Source organism: Carnobacterium maltaromaticum DSM 20342 (assembly GCF_000744945.1).
Taxonomy (GTDB): Bacteria; Bacillota; Bacilli; order Lactobacillales; family Carnobacteriaceae; genus Carnobacterium; species Carnobacterium maltaromaticum.
Genome location: NZ_JQMX01000001.1, coordinates 3,322,613 through 3,337,956 on the forward strand (window position 1 = coordinate 3,322,613; position 15,344 = coordinate 3,337,956).

Here is a 15,344-nt window from a genome sequence, read left to right on the forward strand (position 1 = left end):
AAGATAAAGGAGTGTTAAAATGTCAAACTTACAGAAATTCAACAATGAGTTATTCCAATTAGAAGTAAAATCAGAAAATGGCGAATCTTTATTTAATGTAGAAAGTGTAGCAAGAAGTTTGGGTATTACCCAAATTGCAAAAAGCGGAAATGAAGTAGTTCGATGGGAAAGAGTAAATAAATATTTAAACTTGTCATCCCCACAAGTGGGGACAGTGATTTCCCAAGAAGTTGGGAAAAATGATTTCATCAGCGAACCAATGGTATATAAATTAGCTTTCAAAGCGAACAACGAAGTCGCTGAAAAATTCCAAGACTGGCTAGCGGTTGAGGTATTGCCATCTATTAGAAAAAACGGAATGTATGCCACAGACGAGCTGCTAGACAACCCTGATTTATTAATAGAAGTTGCAACCAAGTTAAAAGAAGAACGCACCTTGCGGCTTGTAGCTGAACAGAGAGTAGCAGAGTATGAGCCTAAGATTAGCTATTTAGATAGCATTTTAGAATCAACTGATACTGTAACGATCACTCAGATAGCAGCGGATTACGGTCTATCAGCAGTTGCGATGAACAAGCGATTAAATGAATTGAAAATACAGCACAAAGTTGGCGGTCAATGGATTTTATATACAAGACATCAACGTGAAGGCTACACCAAATCACATACTACTCGAGTTCCAAAAGCAGATGGAAAAGAAAAAGTTGTGATGAACACGAAGTGGACCCAAAAAGGCAGATTATTCATTTACGAGTCATTGAAAGAAATAAATGTATATCCGTTAATGGATATTGAACAACTACAACTAGCGTAATACAAATATGAGGAGGAAACAAAATGAAAAAACAAGAAATCACAGGATTTTCAGTCGTAACAGAAAAAAATGAGTTAATCGCAAGTATTGATTTTTTAACTGATAGCATTATTTACATCGACGGATACAAGGTTTTAGAGCATACAAAAGAAGAACCTGCCATGTTTAAAGAAGCAGGCTCTTCCGATTCGAATTAGCATAGGGGGGTAAAGTTATGCCAGCAAAAAAAGAAGTTCCTAAAATGGAAGTCATTAACATATTAAAAGACGGAACAAGGACTCATTCAATGAAAGACGTTCATGTTCCTGATGAGATTGCATTAATGATTCTAAGTGTCGTAAATGGTTGCAAGGTACGCATAGCTAAAAAAGAGGTACGGTCATCATGACTCAAAGAGTAGTGTTCACAGTATTACAACATCCAGAGATTCTCATATTCTTATTTCTACTAAGCTTGGCTAGCTTAATCTACTGCGTAATTAGTTTGATCAACATCTACAAGGAAGAGCGAGAGTTTCGTGTTAAGAAGTATCTAAATAGAAGGAACTGGAGGGACAAGCGATGAAATTTGTAAATAGAATTATTCCGTTGTGGCTAATCGAACTTTATTTAAAAAAAGTAAAACGCCCACCATGCGTCAATTGTAACGAGGTAGGCATATTAAAACTTGAAGATGGTAAATATATTTGTACTAATTGTGCTCAAATTCAAAGTGAATTATCTGATATGTGATTATAAATTATGGAATTGGAGGAACAAGCGATGAATGATCAATCAAAAAAAGATAGTACTCCTGAAGAAGTAACTATCAAATGTACTAAATGTAAAAAAACAAATCATGATACGGATGCAAATTATTGTGAAAACTGTGGGAATAAATTAGAGTTTACGCCCGATGAAATATTGCTTCCACTTTTGAAATTTGCAAGCAGTTTACACGAACTAACGCAAGATTATTTAAACGGCATCTTATCTCAATTTAAAACGGAAAAAGAGGCTAGAGATTATTACAAAGAAGTCTCTGCAAGTTTCCGAAGCAATAGTAAAGAGCTAGGTAACGCTGATGGTGATTTGAGGAAACATAATTTCGATATGGCAGTGGTCCTCTTAATAGGTTACATGACTTTTGAAGAAGAGTAGTTTAGATCTTTTTGTAATGAATTTTAAGAGCATCGAAAAGGTCTTCTAGTCTATTCAATTTATCTTGAGTCGTGTTTTCGTAATATTTTTGGTAAGAAAGCCAGAAAAAATTAGCTTTAAAAAGGTACGAATCAATTTCGTTGACTCTGTTCGTTTCCCAAGTAGTTAAAATAATTTTGCAAGCATCATGATAACTATCTAATAAGCTAGAAATAGACGCTAATTCTTTTTTCTTTATGTTAGGTGAGCTTGGGATATCCAAGCTAGTGCTTTCTACTAGCGTTTCTAAGTTCGATTGAATTAATGAACAGAGAGATTTTAACTCCTTTAAAGCTTCGGGTTTAGTCTTAATCATACAATCACCACCTTTCAATTTAATTATAACAGGTGATTATTAAAAGGCATACAGAAAGAAGGTAAGCGATGAACAACTTAAAATGGCAACTCAAACAACTAGAATTAACCACAGATTACTTGCTAATCAGCAAGAATTTAAAAGCCCTCTGGGCGAATATGCGAGAGATCGAGAAAGTCAGAAAACAAATATGGTGGGAGGAAAACAGAAATGGAGTTTAACCAGTTTGTACTCATATGTATGGTAGCATTTGTCCTTTTCATATTACTGATACTATCAATTGCTTACCGTAATCGTCCTATCGTACATTCTTATGACTGCTACAAGGACGTTCGGAAAGATGTGGCTTATATGAAACAGAAAGGCTACAGAGCAAACTATGTATCTGATAATCAAGTTGAGTTTTTGTGGGAGTGTAAGAAATGAATATTTTAACACCTCAACAACTGCAAAATATCCTAGCTTATCTAAGCCTAGAATATGGAAATTTAACTATTGATGAAATAGCAAAGCAAGCTAAAACCGATGGTTTGGGTTGGAGCTACAAAAAAGGAGAGATTTAAATGAATAAACGAATCGAAAAAAAGATAAGTCGCAAAGGTATGAGTAAAGAAGGAAAGGTATTCTTTAACCGGATTAAGACCTATCAACGTATTTTAGATGAACTTGATAAAACTTGTTTAGGTATTAGGCGTGAAATGCACGTGAAATCTGAGGATTTAATTAAATATTCTGAATTTTGCGGAGAAACTCCAACGTATCAAGAAGCTAACGGCCCGTATTCAAAATATGAGTTTAAATTTGAAGGAATTAGATATTTCAGTCTATTTAGTAAAGAAGAAGAGTATGAGTTTTTCAATAAAAGTTCTCGATCAGACGACACAATCGAAATCAACGGCGTTAAATACAAAAAAGCTGACTAGGCGGCAACCTAAATCAGCGACTTGAAAAAAACATCTAACAAAAGTATATCACAGAATGGAGCAAATTAAAAATGAAGATGGATAAAATCGCAGGAAGTGGAAACGACGAATTTTTTACACCCAAATATGCAGTGAAACCTATTTTAGAATATGTGAAACAAGGTTCTAAAATTTGGTGTCCTTTTGATAAAAAAGAAAGTTTATTTGTAAAAATGCTAGAAGAAAAAGGCTGTGAAGTTATTTGTACCCACATTGAAAATGGAGAAGATTTCTTTGAAATCAGTAATTCTGAAATTGCAGATTGGTGTGATTATATCATCAGCAATCCTCCTTATAGCTTGAAAACAGAGGTTTTACAAGCGCTATTTGAAACAGAAAAGCCTTTTGCAATGTTGTTGGGTGTGGTAGGTATTTTTGAAAGCCAAAAACGGTTTGAGATGTTTCGAGATAATGAATTTGAAATTATGTATATGAATAGACGAGTTGCTTATATGAAAGACTATGAATCAGGTAAAACGGCTTTGAATCCTCCTTTTTCTAGTGTTTATATTACATCAAAAATGTTGCCTGAAAAAATAATTTTTAAGGAAATTAATAAGAAAGAAATTCTTTAATTAAATAAATTCTAAAAAGAATGGAGCAAATTAAAAATGACTAAAATTGATGAAAGCAAACAATATAAATTTAGCGAGATTATTGCAATGTTGGAGAATAAGGAATTGCCAATAGGTGCTTGTGTTTTCAACCCGCAAGGCGATAATTACAATGTTAAAAAATCAACTTTAAATTATTTTGGATTAGCAAAAAAACAACATATACCTGTGCAAGCTATTATATCTGCAAAAGATATCAATGATTTATGGTCAATCGAACTACCTAAAGAGGAAAGGTTTTATTTAACTACTCCTGGTTGTTTTGATGGAGAGCATACTTTGAATCAGTGGCTTGGAAAGTATTCTTTTGTTCGTGGTAGAGATGCTGGCGGAAAACAATCTCGATTTACTCAAAAACAAATTGATGACATTCCTTTTGATACAACATTTTTTGAAAAAGTGAAAGCGGAGCAAGCCGATGAATGATGAATATACCTTAACAGACTGGCTAGGAAATGAGCTGACAGGTTGTGAATCGATTTTCATTATTACAACTCAAGCAGGCATAGATTACGTGTTGCCGAGAGAGTTTGGCGCCTATGTAATTGAAATGGAAATGAGCGATAAATATTGGGAGTTTACAGAATATAGAGTGAATGGAGTGGGTTTAAATGAGTGATGGACAGATGTCAATAAAGTAGACACAAAAATAGATACAATTTAGATAGACCCAAAATAGATTTTTTCTTTTTCATTCGGGGTCATCATATTGTTTGCTGAATGGGGGCGTTTTGAATTGTAAAAACCCTCTATATATTCAAATGAAGATTGTTCAACTTCTTGGATTGTTCTAAATGTTCTGCGGTTCAGTTCTTCTTTTTTCATATATTTAAAAAAAGACTCGTTTACGGCATTATCCCATGGGTAAGCTGCTTTGGAATAAGATGGAACGAGGTTATGTGTGTCTAAAAATTGACGAACACTAGTCGCACAGTATTGGCTTCCACGATCTGTATGGAATAGAACAGGCTCTTTGGGATTTCTTTGATTCACAGCTGTTTCAAGTGTCTCAAGGACTAAAGAAGCTTCCATAGTTGGACGAACGCGCCATCCTATAATTTTCCTGGAAAATAAATCTAAAATGACACAGAGATAAACAAACCCTTTATTAACAGGAATGTAAGAAATATCGCTCGTCCAAACTCGATTCGGTTCAGTCGGATTGAATTGTTGGTTTAAGTGATTTGAGTAAGCTAAAGAAACCTTTGGTTTCGCATATAAAAATTTCGGCTTAGCTGTAGACATTTTTGGCAAATCCATTGATTTCATTAATCGGTACACTCGCCCAACACTAATGAAAATTCCAAAATCACGCTCAAGAACAACTTTTATTTTCGCAGCACCTAATCGTTTTTTAGAATCCATATAGATAGAAAAAATGGTTTGTCGAAGCTGTTGATTTTCAACAGTTCTAGGAGCAGGAGTTGGGTCAAAGTGTTTATAATAGGTACTTCTATTTACGTTTAAGACTCTACAAAGGCGCACAATAGAATGATCAAAACGTAATAAATGAACCGCATCTAATCGTTGTTTGAGTGTGGCGTGAAGATGGCAATCGCTTTTTTTAAGATGAGGTTTTCCTCTTCTAATAAAGCATTTTTCTTCTGTAAGTCTTTAATCTGTTTAGCAGTAAGGATAGAACCATCTTCAATTTGAACTTCAGAATATTGTTTTACCCAGCGGGATAACGCTGTAAAGGAAACGCCATAGTCTTTACACAACGAAGTTTGTGTTTTACCTCCATGGTAAAGATTAACAAGGCTTTTCTTAAATTCTTCATCATATTTTTTGTAATTGGACATTTGAATCATTCCTTTCGTTTTAGTGTCTACTTATAAACAGTATACCATTAAAAATACTGTCTACTTTATTAGTATATATCCAATATGCAAAAGGTTAGATGTGGCTGAGTCAACATTCAACAACTATAAAAGAGAGTTTTCGGAGTTAATGGAGTCCCTAAAAAAAGGGAAAGAAATTGCTGACTACCAAGTTGAGGATGCTTTGTACAAAAGAGCTATAGGTTATGAATATGAGGAAGAGACAAGGCAATTGACAGAATCAGGGGCTTTTACAACAACTAAAATAGTTACCAAGCACGTTTCGCCAGATACAGGAGCTATTGCGTTGTGGCTTAAGAACAGAAAGCGTGATAGTTGGCAAAAACACAATAGTATTGATGAAGAGTTCAAAAAAGAACAAATCAAATTGGCGAAAGCTCAAACTAAATCTATTGAAAATATGCTTGATGAAGAATCAAGTGATACTGAAAATATCACTATTGTAGATTCGTGGGGTGGTGCGAGTGAATAAGGTTGTAGTAATACAAAATGAAATAAATCCTCATTTTAAACCAGTATGGACCACTGAAAAACCGTATAACATATTAAAAGGCGGACGTAACAGTTTTAAGTCATCTGTTATTGCGCTTCTTTTGGTTTATATGATGATTAGTTACCTTGTTACAGGAAAAAAAGCTAATGTTGTCGTTATAAGAAAAGTGGCTAGCAACATACGTGATTCGGTTTATCTGAAAATACAATGGGCTTTATCGAAGTTCGGAATTATGGATCAGTTTACTTGTACTGTATCTCCTTTTAGGGTTACGCACAAAAAAACTGGGTCTACATTTTTCTTTTATGGGCAAGATGATTTCCAAAAGCTTAAATCAAACGATATAGGTAATATCATATCAGTTTGGTATGAAGAAGCTGCTGAATTTAAAAATGCTGAAGAATTTGACCAATCAAATACAACTTTCATGAGACAAAAACATCCAGATGCAGATATGGTTAGGTTCTTTTGGAGTTACAATCCACCTCGTAATCCATATTCATGGATAAATGAATGGGTTGAGTCGTTAAAAGGTCTAAGTAATTACCTAGTGAATGAATCAAGTTACCTTAATGATGAATTAGGGTTTGTTACACAGCAAATGCTTGACGATATTGAGCGAATTAAAAAAAACGATTACGATTACTATCGCTATTTGTACTTAGGCGAACCAGTCGGGTTAGGTACTAACGTATACAACATTGATTTGTTCCAAGCTTTGGAAGAGTTGCCAACTGATGATAGGATAACCAGCCTGTATTACGCCACTGACGTAGGTCATCAAACATCTGCTACAGTTTGCCTAGCTTTTGGTTTAACAGCCAAAGGGAAGGTTATATTGCTTAATATGTACTATTACAGTCCGCAAGGCAAAGCAGTTAAAAAAGCTCCTAGTGATTTATCTAAAGATTTATACGAGTTTGTAAAAAAGACTGCCAATCATCCAAGCGTTGGAAATGCACAAGTTAGGCAAAGGACCATTGATTCTGCTGAAGGTGGATTAAGGAATCAATACTACAAAGATTATGGGCAAAGATGGCATCCGGTTGCTAAGAAAAAGAACATAGATATGATTGATTACGTCCATGATTTGTTAGCGCAGGGGCGTTTTTATTATTTAGTTCCTACTATTAAGACTGGGTTAAGTAATTGCGACGATTTAACACTCTTTGTTGAAGAACACAAACGATACCAGTTTAAAGAGACAACATTGAATAGCGATAACCCAGATGTAATTAAAGAGTTTGACCATTCTGTTGATGCTTTTAAATATGGTTGTATTGATAACGCTAGAGAGTGGAAATTGAAGGTGTAGGAGGGTAGTTTATGACGTTTATGGACAGAATCAAAAATATGTTTAAGAAAGGAGGTTATGCCTTGAATAGCGAATCACTTGGTACTATCAATGACCATTGGAAAATTAACATAGATCCCGAAGAGTTAATTAGAATTGAAAATAACTTTAGAGAGTACAAAAACGACTATCCAGATATTGAGTATATTAACTCCAACAACCAAATTGCTAAGCGTAAGTATATGGCTCTTAATTTAAGGAAAATGACTGCTGAAATGATGTCATCGTTGGTTTTTAATGAACAAACTGAGATTAAAGTTGATACAAAAGCTAACAAGGGTGCTAACGACTTCATTCAAAAAACATTTGAACATAATGATTTCAAACGTAATTTGGCTAAATATTTAGAACCGATGTTTGCGATTGGAGGGTTAGCAGTTAGGCCATATGTTGATACTAGCATAGGTGAAGTCGAGTTTAGTTGGGCTTTGGCAAACTCTTTTTATCCGTTAAGAAGCAATTCTAAGGGAATTACAGAGGGTGTTGTCGTCTTTAAAACAGTTGTGAACAGTGGCAAGAAAACTTACTATTATACCTTGCTAGAATTTCACGAATGGGAAGACGGAAACATAAAGATTACGAATGAGTTATACGAATCAGAAGATTCAACTATTGTTGGTAAACGAGTGCCGTTAGGATATAACGATCAATATAAGGATTTGCTCGAAACAGCCACAATAACTGAACCTAGTAAGCCTATTTTAAATTATCTAAAGCCAAGTGGTTTCAATAATTTCAGCTTATATAGTCCTTTAGGTATTGGTTTATGTGACAATTCCGCAAGTGTTGTAAAGCAGATAAATGATACATTCGACCAATTTAACTGGGAAATTAGAATGGGGCAGCGAACTGTATTAGTAAGCGACCATATGCTTAATTACGTTCCTGATGAAAAGAATCAAGTAATGAAGCCTGTATTTGATCCAGATGTAAATGTGTTCAAGTCTTTAAGAATGGACGACAATAACGAAGCGATTAAAGATGTCACTAGCGATATTAGAACCGACCAGTATATTTCAGCAATCAATCAATCGTTGAAAATGCTAGAAATGCAAATGCAATTATCTGTTGGAACATTTAGTTTCGATGGGAAGTCATTTAAAACAGCTACGGAAGTCGTTAGCGAAAACTCATTAACATACAGAACTCGTAACATGCAGTGTAACGAGGTTGAAAAGTTCATTAAAGGATTAATTGTATCTATTTTGGAAGTGTCTAAAGCAACAAAGGTTAATGGGAAAGCATTATACGATGGTGATATTCCGACGTTTGACCAAATTAGCGTTGATTTTGACGATGGTATTTTTGGGAGTAGAGATCAGAAGTTAGAGTTCTACAGTAAGGCTAAAACTGTTGGGTTAGTACCTACTACAGAAGCTTTGAAAGGTATTTTCAAACTAACTGATGAAGAGTCCCAAAAATGGTTTAAAAGGATTCAGATGGAAGAGACGGGTCTTGATAGCATTGAAATTGATGATTATTTAGAGAAGAAAGAACTTGGGAGTGATGAATAATGGCTGGCAAAAAGTTAAGGATTATACGTGATGGAAAAATAGACCGTATGTTTCTGGATGGAGTAGAAATTGATGGTAAATATCTGGCTAAATCTACGTTAACGATGGATTACGGTAGCTGTTATGTTCTTAATTTAGAATATCATATTAAAGAAGTTGATATTGAAGGAATAGAAGTTACGGAACAGACTAATAAGGGGTGATTAAATGCCAATTACACCTTATCAACTTGATATATGGTCTAGTAACATGTCGCATATCTATCAATCGTTAGAAGGCGAAATATTAAAGATAATCATTAAACAATTAAATACTAATCCAGATAACATTCAAGACTGGCAACATCAGAAGTTAAACGATTTAAAGTTAATTAACAAAGATACAGCTAAAGTTGTTTCTGATGCTACTGGATTATCTCAAAAGCAAATCGAGAATATATTTGGTGAAGTTGGCCCTAAGATAATTAAAGATGTTGATGGTGCTGTGCCTTATGATGATTTACCTTTGCCAACTGATTTAGACAATATCATGCGAGCATACTACGAACAAGCTTGGGGCGATGTTGACAACTATGTTAACCAAACGCTTATTTCAACGAATAACGGCTATAGAACTGCAATAACTGCAATGTATACGGATATTATCAACAAGACGACTGCTGGATTTAATGCTGGTCTATTTACATTTGAAGAAGCTTTAGAGAAAACTGTTCAAAAATGGGCACAAAAAGGAATTAATAGTTCTTTTATTGATAAAGGTGGTCATACATGGTCACTCGAAAGGTATGTAAGAACCGTTTTAAAGTCAACGCTCGGAAATACCTATAATCAGTTAAGAAAAGATAGGATGGCTGAATATGATGTTCATACGGTCATTGTCACTAGCCATATGGGAGCTCGTGCTGCTTGTTCAAAGATACAAGGTAATGTTGTTGATTTGAGAGAATCTGTACCAGCCAAAGCAGAATATAGGAGTATTTACGATTCTTATTGGAATGCTGAATACGGAACGGCTGGGGGTCATCGAGGTGTTAACTGTACTCATAATCATATTCCTTTTATTCCTGGGGTAAATACGAATAATCAAACTAAATATAACGCTTCAGAAAATGAAAAGGTTGCGAAATTGACCAAAAGGCAACGAGAACTTGAACGAAGAATTGTTAAATTAAAGAAAAATAAAATGGTTTCGGAGTCAATGGATAACACAGATGGTGCGAAAATATGGCAAAGAGACATTATAGCAACGCAACGAGCGATTAGAGAACTTGTTGATAGCAATGAGTATCTATCAAGGAACTACGCAAGAGAAAAGGTTTATACGCCTATAGATTTATTAGTAAAGGATTTCCGATATGATGAATAGGAGAGATAACGATGGAAAGTAAAACGCTAGTAATTTGGTTTAAAGATGGAAAGACAGCTCTTTTTGAACAGGTTGAAAATTTTGATTCTAGAGCAGGTGTAATTTCTTTTGAATATTTTGGAGTTAGCACTGAAACGAAGCGTAAGGCGACATTTTTTTTAGCTAATATAGCTGGATTTGCAATGGAACAATAAGAAAGGGTGATTGTATGTCAGAAGGAGTAATCACAATAAATATAAAGATTAAAAATAAGATTAAAGTTTATATTTTTTGCCTAAGAATGCTTTCGATTCTATTTCCAAAATTGGCAGAAAGATGTATCGATTCTGTGCTTTTAAATATTGAAAATTGCCCGAATAAATATATTGAAATAAAAACGGATGATGAATAGGAGCTTAAAAATTAATGACCTGCCTGTATGTCTCTAAAAGACGGCTCAAATGTGGGAGTTGCCACTCTAAAAAAACTTAGGAGGAAGAAAGATGAAAAAAGAAGATTTAATTGCACTAGGAATCGAAGAAGAAGCGGCAAAATCTATTATGGCGCTCCATGGTAAAACTGTAACACAGCTTAATGCGCAAGTAGCTACCGCAGAAGGGGAACGTGATCAGTTTAAGGAGCAACTAGATACAAATCAAAGTGAACTTAATACTTTGAAGGAGTCTGCTAAAGATAACGAAGAGTTAACAAAGCAATTAACTGAAATCCAAGAAAAAATGGATACGGTGAAAGCAGAAACGGAAACAAAGCTTTTATCTCAACAAAAAGATTTTGCTATCCAATCAGCTTTAAAAGAAGCTAATCCTTTAGATGCAAGCATCGTACTTGGGCTTTTAGACAAGGATACAATAAAAGTATCAGATGATGGAGTGCAAGGTTTAAAAGAGCAGTTAGATGGATTGAAAGAAAGCAAATCATTTTTGTTTAAACAAAAAGAAACAACTGAAACATCACAGCAATTTGTAACTCCTGGTAATCCTGCGAATAATACGCCTGGGAATACCGATCCATTTACAGTGGCAGCAAATAAATTTAAATAACAAATTGGAGGAAATAAAAAATGACAATTAAAATCTATACAAAACAATATGCAGGAATTTTACCTAGTTTGTTTGAGACGAAGACACCTTTTTTACGAGTATTTGGTGGACAATTACAAGTCAAATCAGATGCGGAATATAACGAAGAATTCTTGGATTTAAAAATCACAGACACTGATGTGACAATTCAAGAATACAGTACAGATGCAAACGTTGGTTTCGGTACTGGTACAGGTAGTTCCAATCGTTTTGGGACACGAAAAGAAGTTAAGTCTACAGATAAAAGTGTTCCATGGGAAAAACCTTTATCAATTCATGAAGGTATTGATAAATTTACAGTGAATGATATCCCAGACCAAGTAGTTGCGGAACGTTTAGCTCTACATGGTGTCGCTTGGGCAGAACATGTAAATAAATTCTTAGGTAAAGCAATTTCTGATAATGCTAGTGAAACACTAACTGGTGATTTAACAGAAGCTGGAGTAACTAAAATGTTTGCAGCAGCACATAAGAAATTCGTAAACAATAAAGTTTCTTCAACTATTGCAAAAGTTGCTTATGTGACTCCAGATGTCTTTAACTTTTTGGTAGATAATGACCTTGCTAAAACTGATAAAAACTCGAGTGTAAACATTGACAACCAAACTTTATATCGTTTCAAAGGTTTTGAATTAGAAGAACTTGCTGATGATCAATTTCAAACTGGAGAAAATGCCTACTTTACAGCGATTGGTATTGGAGTTGCTGGAGTCGGTATTGAAGTTGCGCGCGCGATGGATTCAGAAGATTTCAATGGAGTAGCATTACAAGGAGCTGGTAAATACGCTAAATACATTCCAGACAAGAATAAAAAAGCGATTTTGAAAGCTAAACTTACTGTTCCTGCTCCATCGGGGAAGTAATATCGCCACAGTCAAGAGTGGTGGTAATAGACTATAACAGCCTTACCGTTAAACAGTTAAAAGAAAGTCTTGACGAAAAAGGTATTCCTTATAAAACAAGTGATACCAAAAGTGAATTAATAAAATTATTAGAGGGTAGCTAAATGCTTCCCTCTTTTATATTAGGAGGGAATTCATGGCTTATCTAACATTTGAAGAATTCAAAGAATTGACAAATAAAACTGATGATTTTAAAGATACATTTAATAAGTATCTATTGAAAGCATCAGCGATTATTAACAATACAACCAATCACTTTTATCAGTTCAACTCAATCGCTGATGATCCAATAGTTTTCAGAGTACAACAATTTAAATTAGCGTTATGCGCCCAAATTATCTATTTTGGCGAGGTTGGAGCTGATACTCATGAGAGTATTAATAAAGCTCCACAATCGTTCAGCGCTGGTCGTACAAGTGTTTCAAACGGCACTAGATACAATGCTTCTGGTCAAAACGAAAGCAAATCTCTAGTTTCAGAAGATGTTTATATCTATTTAGAAGGAACTGGACTTTTGAACCGATCTATCTACCATTGTTAATGATTTTTTGATATAATGTAATAGTGGATAGGGTAGCTCCTGAAAGGCAATAACCCAATTGCTTTCCACAAATTTTATGGGGATTACTTGGGAGGTAATCAATATGTCAAAAGCAAAAGAACTATCAGGTGAAAGATTCGGGAAGTTGATTGCAATCGAACGGTCAGGGAGCGATAAAAAAGGGAACGCTTTATGGATTTGTCAATGCGATTGCGGAAACCTTACAATATCAAGAACTTACAAATTAACATCTGGAGAAAAAAATAGTTGTGGGTGCTTACAAAAAGAATTAATTAGCAAAACAGCTAAAATTCACGGGTTATACGGAACAAGAATTCACACTATATGGCGGCACATGAAAGAAAGATGTGATGTTGAAACATGCGCTGATTACAAAAACTATGGTGGCAGAGGTATAAGATATTGTGAGGAATGGAAAGATTTGCTTAATTTTAAAAATTGGGCAGATACCCATGGTTACTCTAGTGAATTAACTTTAGATAGAATAGATGTTAATGGAAACTATGAACCCCGTAATTGTCGGTGGGCAAGCCACAAAATTCAAGCCAATAATACTAGAGTTAATAGAGTGATAGAGATAAGCGGAGTCAAAAAAACCATGACAGAATGGTCCGATGAAACAGGTGTTAAAGTCGGAACTATTTGGTGGAGAATAGAAAATGGCTACACAGGTGAAGATTTAATTTATAAAGGTAGATTGAACAGAAGATGAATAGCAAAAAAGACTCACTAATTTGAGTCTTTTTTTGTTGATTAAAAAAGGGGTGAAATCTTTATGATGCCTAAACCACCAATAGAGTTTCTAGTTGATTCTTTTGAGTATAAAGACTATCTAGGTGAAGGTGATTGGAATAAACCCGTTTATACAGAACCTATTTTGATTGAAAACTGTCGCATTGATAAAACACCACAATATACAGCTACCACAAGTGGTAAGCAGTTGTTGTTTAACGCTGTTGTATTTTGTTATCCAGGGCTAACAAGTCCTATCGGTCCATTTAAAGAACAAGGGCTTGTAATATACGATGGCCAAGAACATGTTATTACTTCTGCTATTCCAATTAAAGAAGCTTATTCTGATGACCTTTATTCTTATGAATTAGAGGTGATTTGATGAGTGTTACTGTTAATTTCGGTGGTATTAAGCGTAAGATAAGCAGTCAAAACGTCAAACGTGGTCAATATGCAGTTGCCAATCAAGCTATGGCTGACATGGATAGATTCGTTCCTAGAAAAGAAGGGAATTTGAGAACAGCGGTGCACGTTACAAGTGTGGGTAAAATACTTTATGAAATGCCATATGCGAAACGGCAGTTTCATTTAAACGGCACAACATACTCAACTCCTGGAACAGGTCCTAGGTGGGATTTGAAAGCTAAAGGAATGTATATGGATTCGTGGAAAAAAGCGTTTCTAAGAGGAAGTGGTATTAATTAATGGACTTTATCGAACGGATTAAAGATTCAGTTAATTCTATTGACGAATTGCCTATTAAGTTAAGGAGTGGTTACCTAGGAGTTAGCGAATCATTAGTGATTTATTCATCGGCTGGTAGCACTGCAATTAAAGAGTACATGGACGGTGCAAAAGACGTTAACATGAACTATGAAATTGCTATGAAGTCAAAAGATGGCGATAAGTTACAACAGGTGCTTTGGCTTATATCAGAGCATTTAGACAAAGTAAAAAGCGTAATTAGTCAAGACGATAGTTTTACGTTTAACAAATTAACTATTACAAGCAAGCCGTTCATCAATCAATACGATGAACAAGGTTGGCTTGTTTTTTTATTGGATTTTACAGCGAATATCACAATCGAGGGGGAATTATAAATGGCAAGATTAAAAAATGCGCTAAGAGGTCACTTTATCGCACCTTATGTATTAGGTGAAGAAGCACCAACTGAATGGATGGAGCTAGCTAAATGGATTTCAAACGTATCTGATGATACAGACGAACAAACAGATGATACTGGATATTACGATGGTGACGGTTCGCAGGAAACGACAGTTACTGGTGTCAGTGCAGCATATAGTTTCGAAGGTAGTTTTGATCCAGAAGATAAAGCGCAGGCTTATATCGAAGGGATTAGATTTAAAACGGGTGAGAATCGTAAAGTTTGGCATAAAGTAGTTACTTCTGATGGGAAAAAGACGTTTATTGGGGTTGCGACAGTTTCGGGTATCGTGGCAGGTTCAGGCGATGCGACAGACTTTGAAGATTTCTCTTGCACAATTTCGTATAACCAAATTCCAAAAGAAACAGTAACGCCAACAACACCTGAAACAGCAAAACTTAATTTAAATAAATAACCATAGAAGGGGGCAGATTAATTTTTGCTCCTTTTTAA

The 15,344-nt window shown here is 34.9% G+C and carries 27 protein-coding genes; 25 read left to right on the forward strand and 2 right to left on the reverse strand.

From position 1 onward, the window contains the following. Positions 1-19 precede the first annotated feature (19 nt). The 5 genes from BR77_RS15460 to BR77_RS15470 all read left to right on the forward strand — a co-directional run bounded on the left by BR77_RS15460 (position 20) and on the right by BR77_RS15470 (position 1,953). Complete coding sequence (locus tag BR77_RS15460; RefSeq protein ID WP_035065589.1) at positions 20-814, forward strand: phage antirepressor; 795 nt, start codon at positions 20-22, stop codon at positions 812-814. A 23-nt stretch (positions 815-837) separates the two neighbouring features. After that, positions 838-1,011: a hypothetical protein gene (locus BR77_RS19170; protein WP_155520255.1), complete on the forward strand. Its 174-nt coding sequence runs from the start codon at positions 838-840 to the stop codon at positions 1,009-1,011. A 17-nt stretch (positions 1,012-1,028) separates the two neighbouring features. Beyond that, complete coding sequence (locus BR77_RS19175) at positions 1,029-1,202, forward strand: hypothetical protein (protein WP_155520254.1); 174 nt, start codon at positions 1,029-1,031, stop codon at positions 1,200-1,202. A gap of 172 nt (positions 1,203-1,374) precedes the next feature. Further along, positions 1,375-1,545: a TFIIB-type zinc finger domain-containing protein gene (locus BR77_RS19180; protein ID WP_155520253.1), complete on the forward strand. Its 171-nt coding sequence runs from the start codon at positions 1,375-1,377 to the stop codon at positions 1,543-1,545. A gap of 30 nt (positions 1,546-1,575) precedes the next feature. Next, on the forward strand, positions 1,576-1,953 hold the full coding sequence (locus BR77_RS15470; protein WP_035065593.1) for a hypothetical protein: 378 nt from the start codon (positions 1,576-1,578) through the stop codon (positions 1,951-1,953). Between the two features lies 1 nt (position 1,954). On the opposite strand, the gene BR77_RS15475 is transcribed toward BR77_RS15470, so the two are convergent. Beyond that, the gene (locus BR77_RS15475; RefSeq protein WP_035065595.1) at positions 1,955-2,308 is read right to left on the reverse strand and encodes a hypothetical protein; all 354 of its coding nucleotides are present in this window, start codon (positions 2,306-2,308) and stop codon (positions 1,955-1,957) included. Positions 2,309-2,730: 422 nt separating this feature from the next. Here BR77_RS15475 and BR77_RS19185 point away from each other — a divergent pair, with 422 nt between their 5' ends. The 5 genes from BR77_RS19185 to BR77_RS15500 all read left to right on the forward strand — a co-directional run bounded on the left by BR77_RS19185 (position 2,731) and on the right by BR77_RS15500 (position 4,503). Next, entirely contained in the window at positions 2,731-2,871 is a 141-nt protein-coding gene (locus tag BR77_RS19185) for a hypothetical protein (protein WP_015077143.1), read from the forward strand. Next, entirely contained in the window at positions 2,872-3,231 is a 360-nt protein-coding gene (locus tag BR77_RS15485) for a hypothetical protein (protein ID WP_035065599.1), read from the forward strand. It begins immediately after the preceding gene. 71 nt (positions 3,232-3,302) lie between these two features. Beyond that, positions 3,303-3,845, forward strand: a complete 543-nt coding sequence (locus tag BR77_RS15490; RefSeq protein ID WP_035065602.1) for a methyltransferase domain-containing protein — start codon at positions 3,303-3,305, stop codon at positions 3,843-3,845. A gap of 36 nt (positions 3,846-3,881) precedes the next feature. Further along, positions 3,882-4,310 (forward strand): hypothetical protein, encoded by a 429-nt coding sequence (locus tag BR77_RS15495; protein ID WP_035065604.1) that lies wholly within the window; start codon positions 3,882-3,884, stop codon positions 4,308-4,310. Further along, positions 4,303-4,503: a hypothetical protein gene (locus tag BR77_RS15500; protein ID WP_035065608.1), complete on the forward strand. Its 201-nt coding sequence runs from the start codon at positions 4,303-4,305 to the stop codon at positions 4,501-4,503. Before BR77_RS15495 ends, BR77_RS15500 begins: the two co-directional genes overlap by 8 nt. Before the next feature lie 41 nt (positions 4,504-4,544). Here the strand turns inward: BR77_RS15500 and BR77_RS18820 are convergent. Continuing rightward, positions 4,545-5,686 (reverse strand): IS3 family transposase gene (locus BR77_RS18820; RefSeq protein WP_233463432.1). Its coding sequence is split into 2 segments (ribosomal slippage): positions 4,545-5,440 and positions 5,440-5,686, totalling 1,143 coding nucleotides; the frame shifts between segments, so codons are not numbered across the junction. Positions 5,687-5,834: 148 nt separating this feature from the next. Between BR77_RS18820 and BR77_RS18405 the strand changes: the two genes are divergently transcribed. From BR77_RS18405 to BR77_RS15585, 15 genes are all read left to right on the forward strand, one after another. Beyond that, on the forward strand, positions 5,835-6,197 hold the full coding sequence (locus tag BR77_RS18405; RefSeq protein ID WP_051926759.1) for a hypothetical protein: 363 nt from the start codon (positions 5,835-5,837) through the stop codon (positions 6,195-6,197). Beyond that, positions 6,190-7,533, forward strand: a complete 1,344-nt coding sequence (locus BR77_RS15520; protein WP_236700893.1) for a PBSX family phage terminase large subunit — start codon at positions 6,190-6,192, stop codon at positions 7,531-7,533. Before BR77_RS18405 ends, BR77_RS15520 begins: the two co-directional genes overlap by 8 nt. A gap of 11 nt (positions 7,534-7,544) precedes the next feature. Further along, entirely contained in the window at positions 7,545-9,086 is a 1,542-nt protein-coding gene (locus BR77_RS15525) for a phage portal protein (protein WP_051926760.1), read from the forward strand. After that, complete coding sequence (locus tag BR77_RS15530; protein WP_035065613.1) at positions 9,086-9,289, forward strand: hypothetical protein; 204 nt, start codon at positions 9,086-9,088, stop codon at positions 9,287-9,289. Before BR77_RS15525 ends, BR77_RS15530 begins: the two co-directional genes overlap by 1 nt. Positions 9,290-9,293: 4 nt before the next feature. After that, a complete protein-coding gene (locus BR77_RS15535; RefSeq protein WP_035065616.1) occupies positions 9,294-10,451 on the forward strand; it encodes a phage minor capsid protein in 1,158 nt (385 codons plus the stop codon). 11 nt (positions 10,452-10,462) lie between these two features. Next, positions 10,463-10,645 (forward strand): hypothetical protein, encoded by a 183-nt coding sequence (locus tag BR77_RS15540; protein WP_035065619.1) that lies wholly within the window; start codon positions 10,463-10,465, stop codon positions 10,643-10,645. 288 nt (positions 10,646-10,933) lie between these two features. Further along, positions 10,934-11,491, forward strand: a complete 558-nt coding sequence (locus tag BR77_RS15550; protein WP_035065625.1) for a phage scaffolding protein — start codon at positions 10,934-10,936, stop codon at positions 11,489-11,491. A 20-nt stretch (positions 11,492-11,511) separates the two neighbouring features. Continuing rightward, positions 11,512-12,393, forward strand: coding sequence for a hypothetical protein (locus tag BR77_RS15555; RefSeq protein WP_015077113.1), 882 nt, complete (start codon positions 11,512-11,514; stop codon positions 12,391-12,393). A 20-nt stretch (positions 12,394-12,413) separates the two neighbouring features. Next, complete coding sequence (locus tag BR77_RS18825; RefSeq protein WP_015077112.1) at positions 12,414-12,536, forward strand: HeH/LEM domain-containing protein; 123 nt, start codon at positions 12,414-12,416, stop codon at positions 12,534-12,536. Positions 12,537-12,568: 32 nt separating this feature from the next. Next, entirely contained in the window at positions 12,569-12,973 is a 405-nt protein-coding gene (locus tag BR77_RS15560) for a head-tail connector protein (RefSeq protein WP_035065628.1), read from the forward strand. A gap of 103 nt (positions 12,974-13,076) precedes the next feature. Next, positions 13,077-13,706 carry a hypothetical protein gene (locus BR77_RS15565; RefSeq protein ID WP_035065629.1) on the forward strand — a complete coding sequence of 210 codons (630 nt, stop codon included), beginning with the start codon at positions 13,077-13,079 and terminating at the stop codon, positions 13,704-13,706. A 63-nt stretch (positions 13,707-13,769) separates the two neighbouring features. Then, positions 13,770-14,108, forward strand: coding sequence for a minor capsid protein (locus BR77_RS15570; protein WP_035065633.1), 339 nt, complete (start codon positions 13,770-13,772; stop codon positions 14,106-14,108). Then, a complete protein-coding gene (locus BR77_RS15575) occupies positions 14,108-14,431 on the forward strand; it encodes a minor capsid protein (RefSeq protein WP_015077109.1) in 324 nt (107 codons plus the stop codon). Before BR77_RS15570 ends, BR77_RS15575 begins: the two co-directional genes overlap by 1 nt. Then, positions 14,431-14,826, forward strand: a complete 396-nt coding sequence (locus BR77_RS15580) for a minor capsid protein (RefSeq protein ID WP_035065637.1) — start codon at positions 14,431-14,433, stop codon at positions 14,824-14,826. Before BR77_RS15575 ends, BR77_RS15580 begins: the two co-directional genes overlap by 1 nt. Then, positions 14,827-15,306 carry a phage tail tube protein gene (locus BR77_RS15585; protein WP_035065640.1) on the forward strand — a complete coding sequence of 160 codons (480 nt, stop codon included), beginning with the start codon at positions 14,827-14,829 and terminating at the stop codon, positions 15,304-15,306. Positions 15,307-15,344 lie beyond the last annotated feature (38 nt).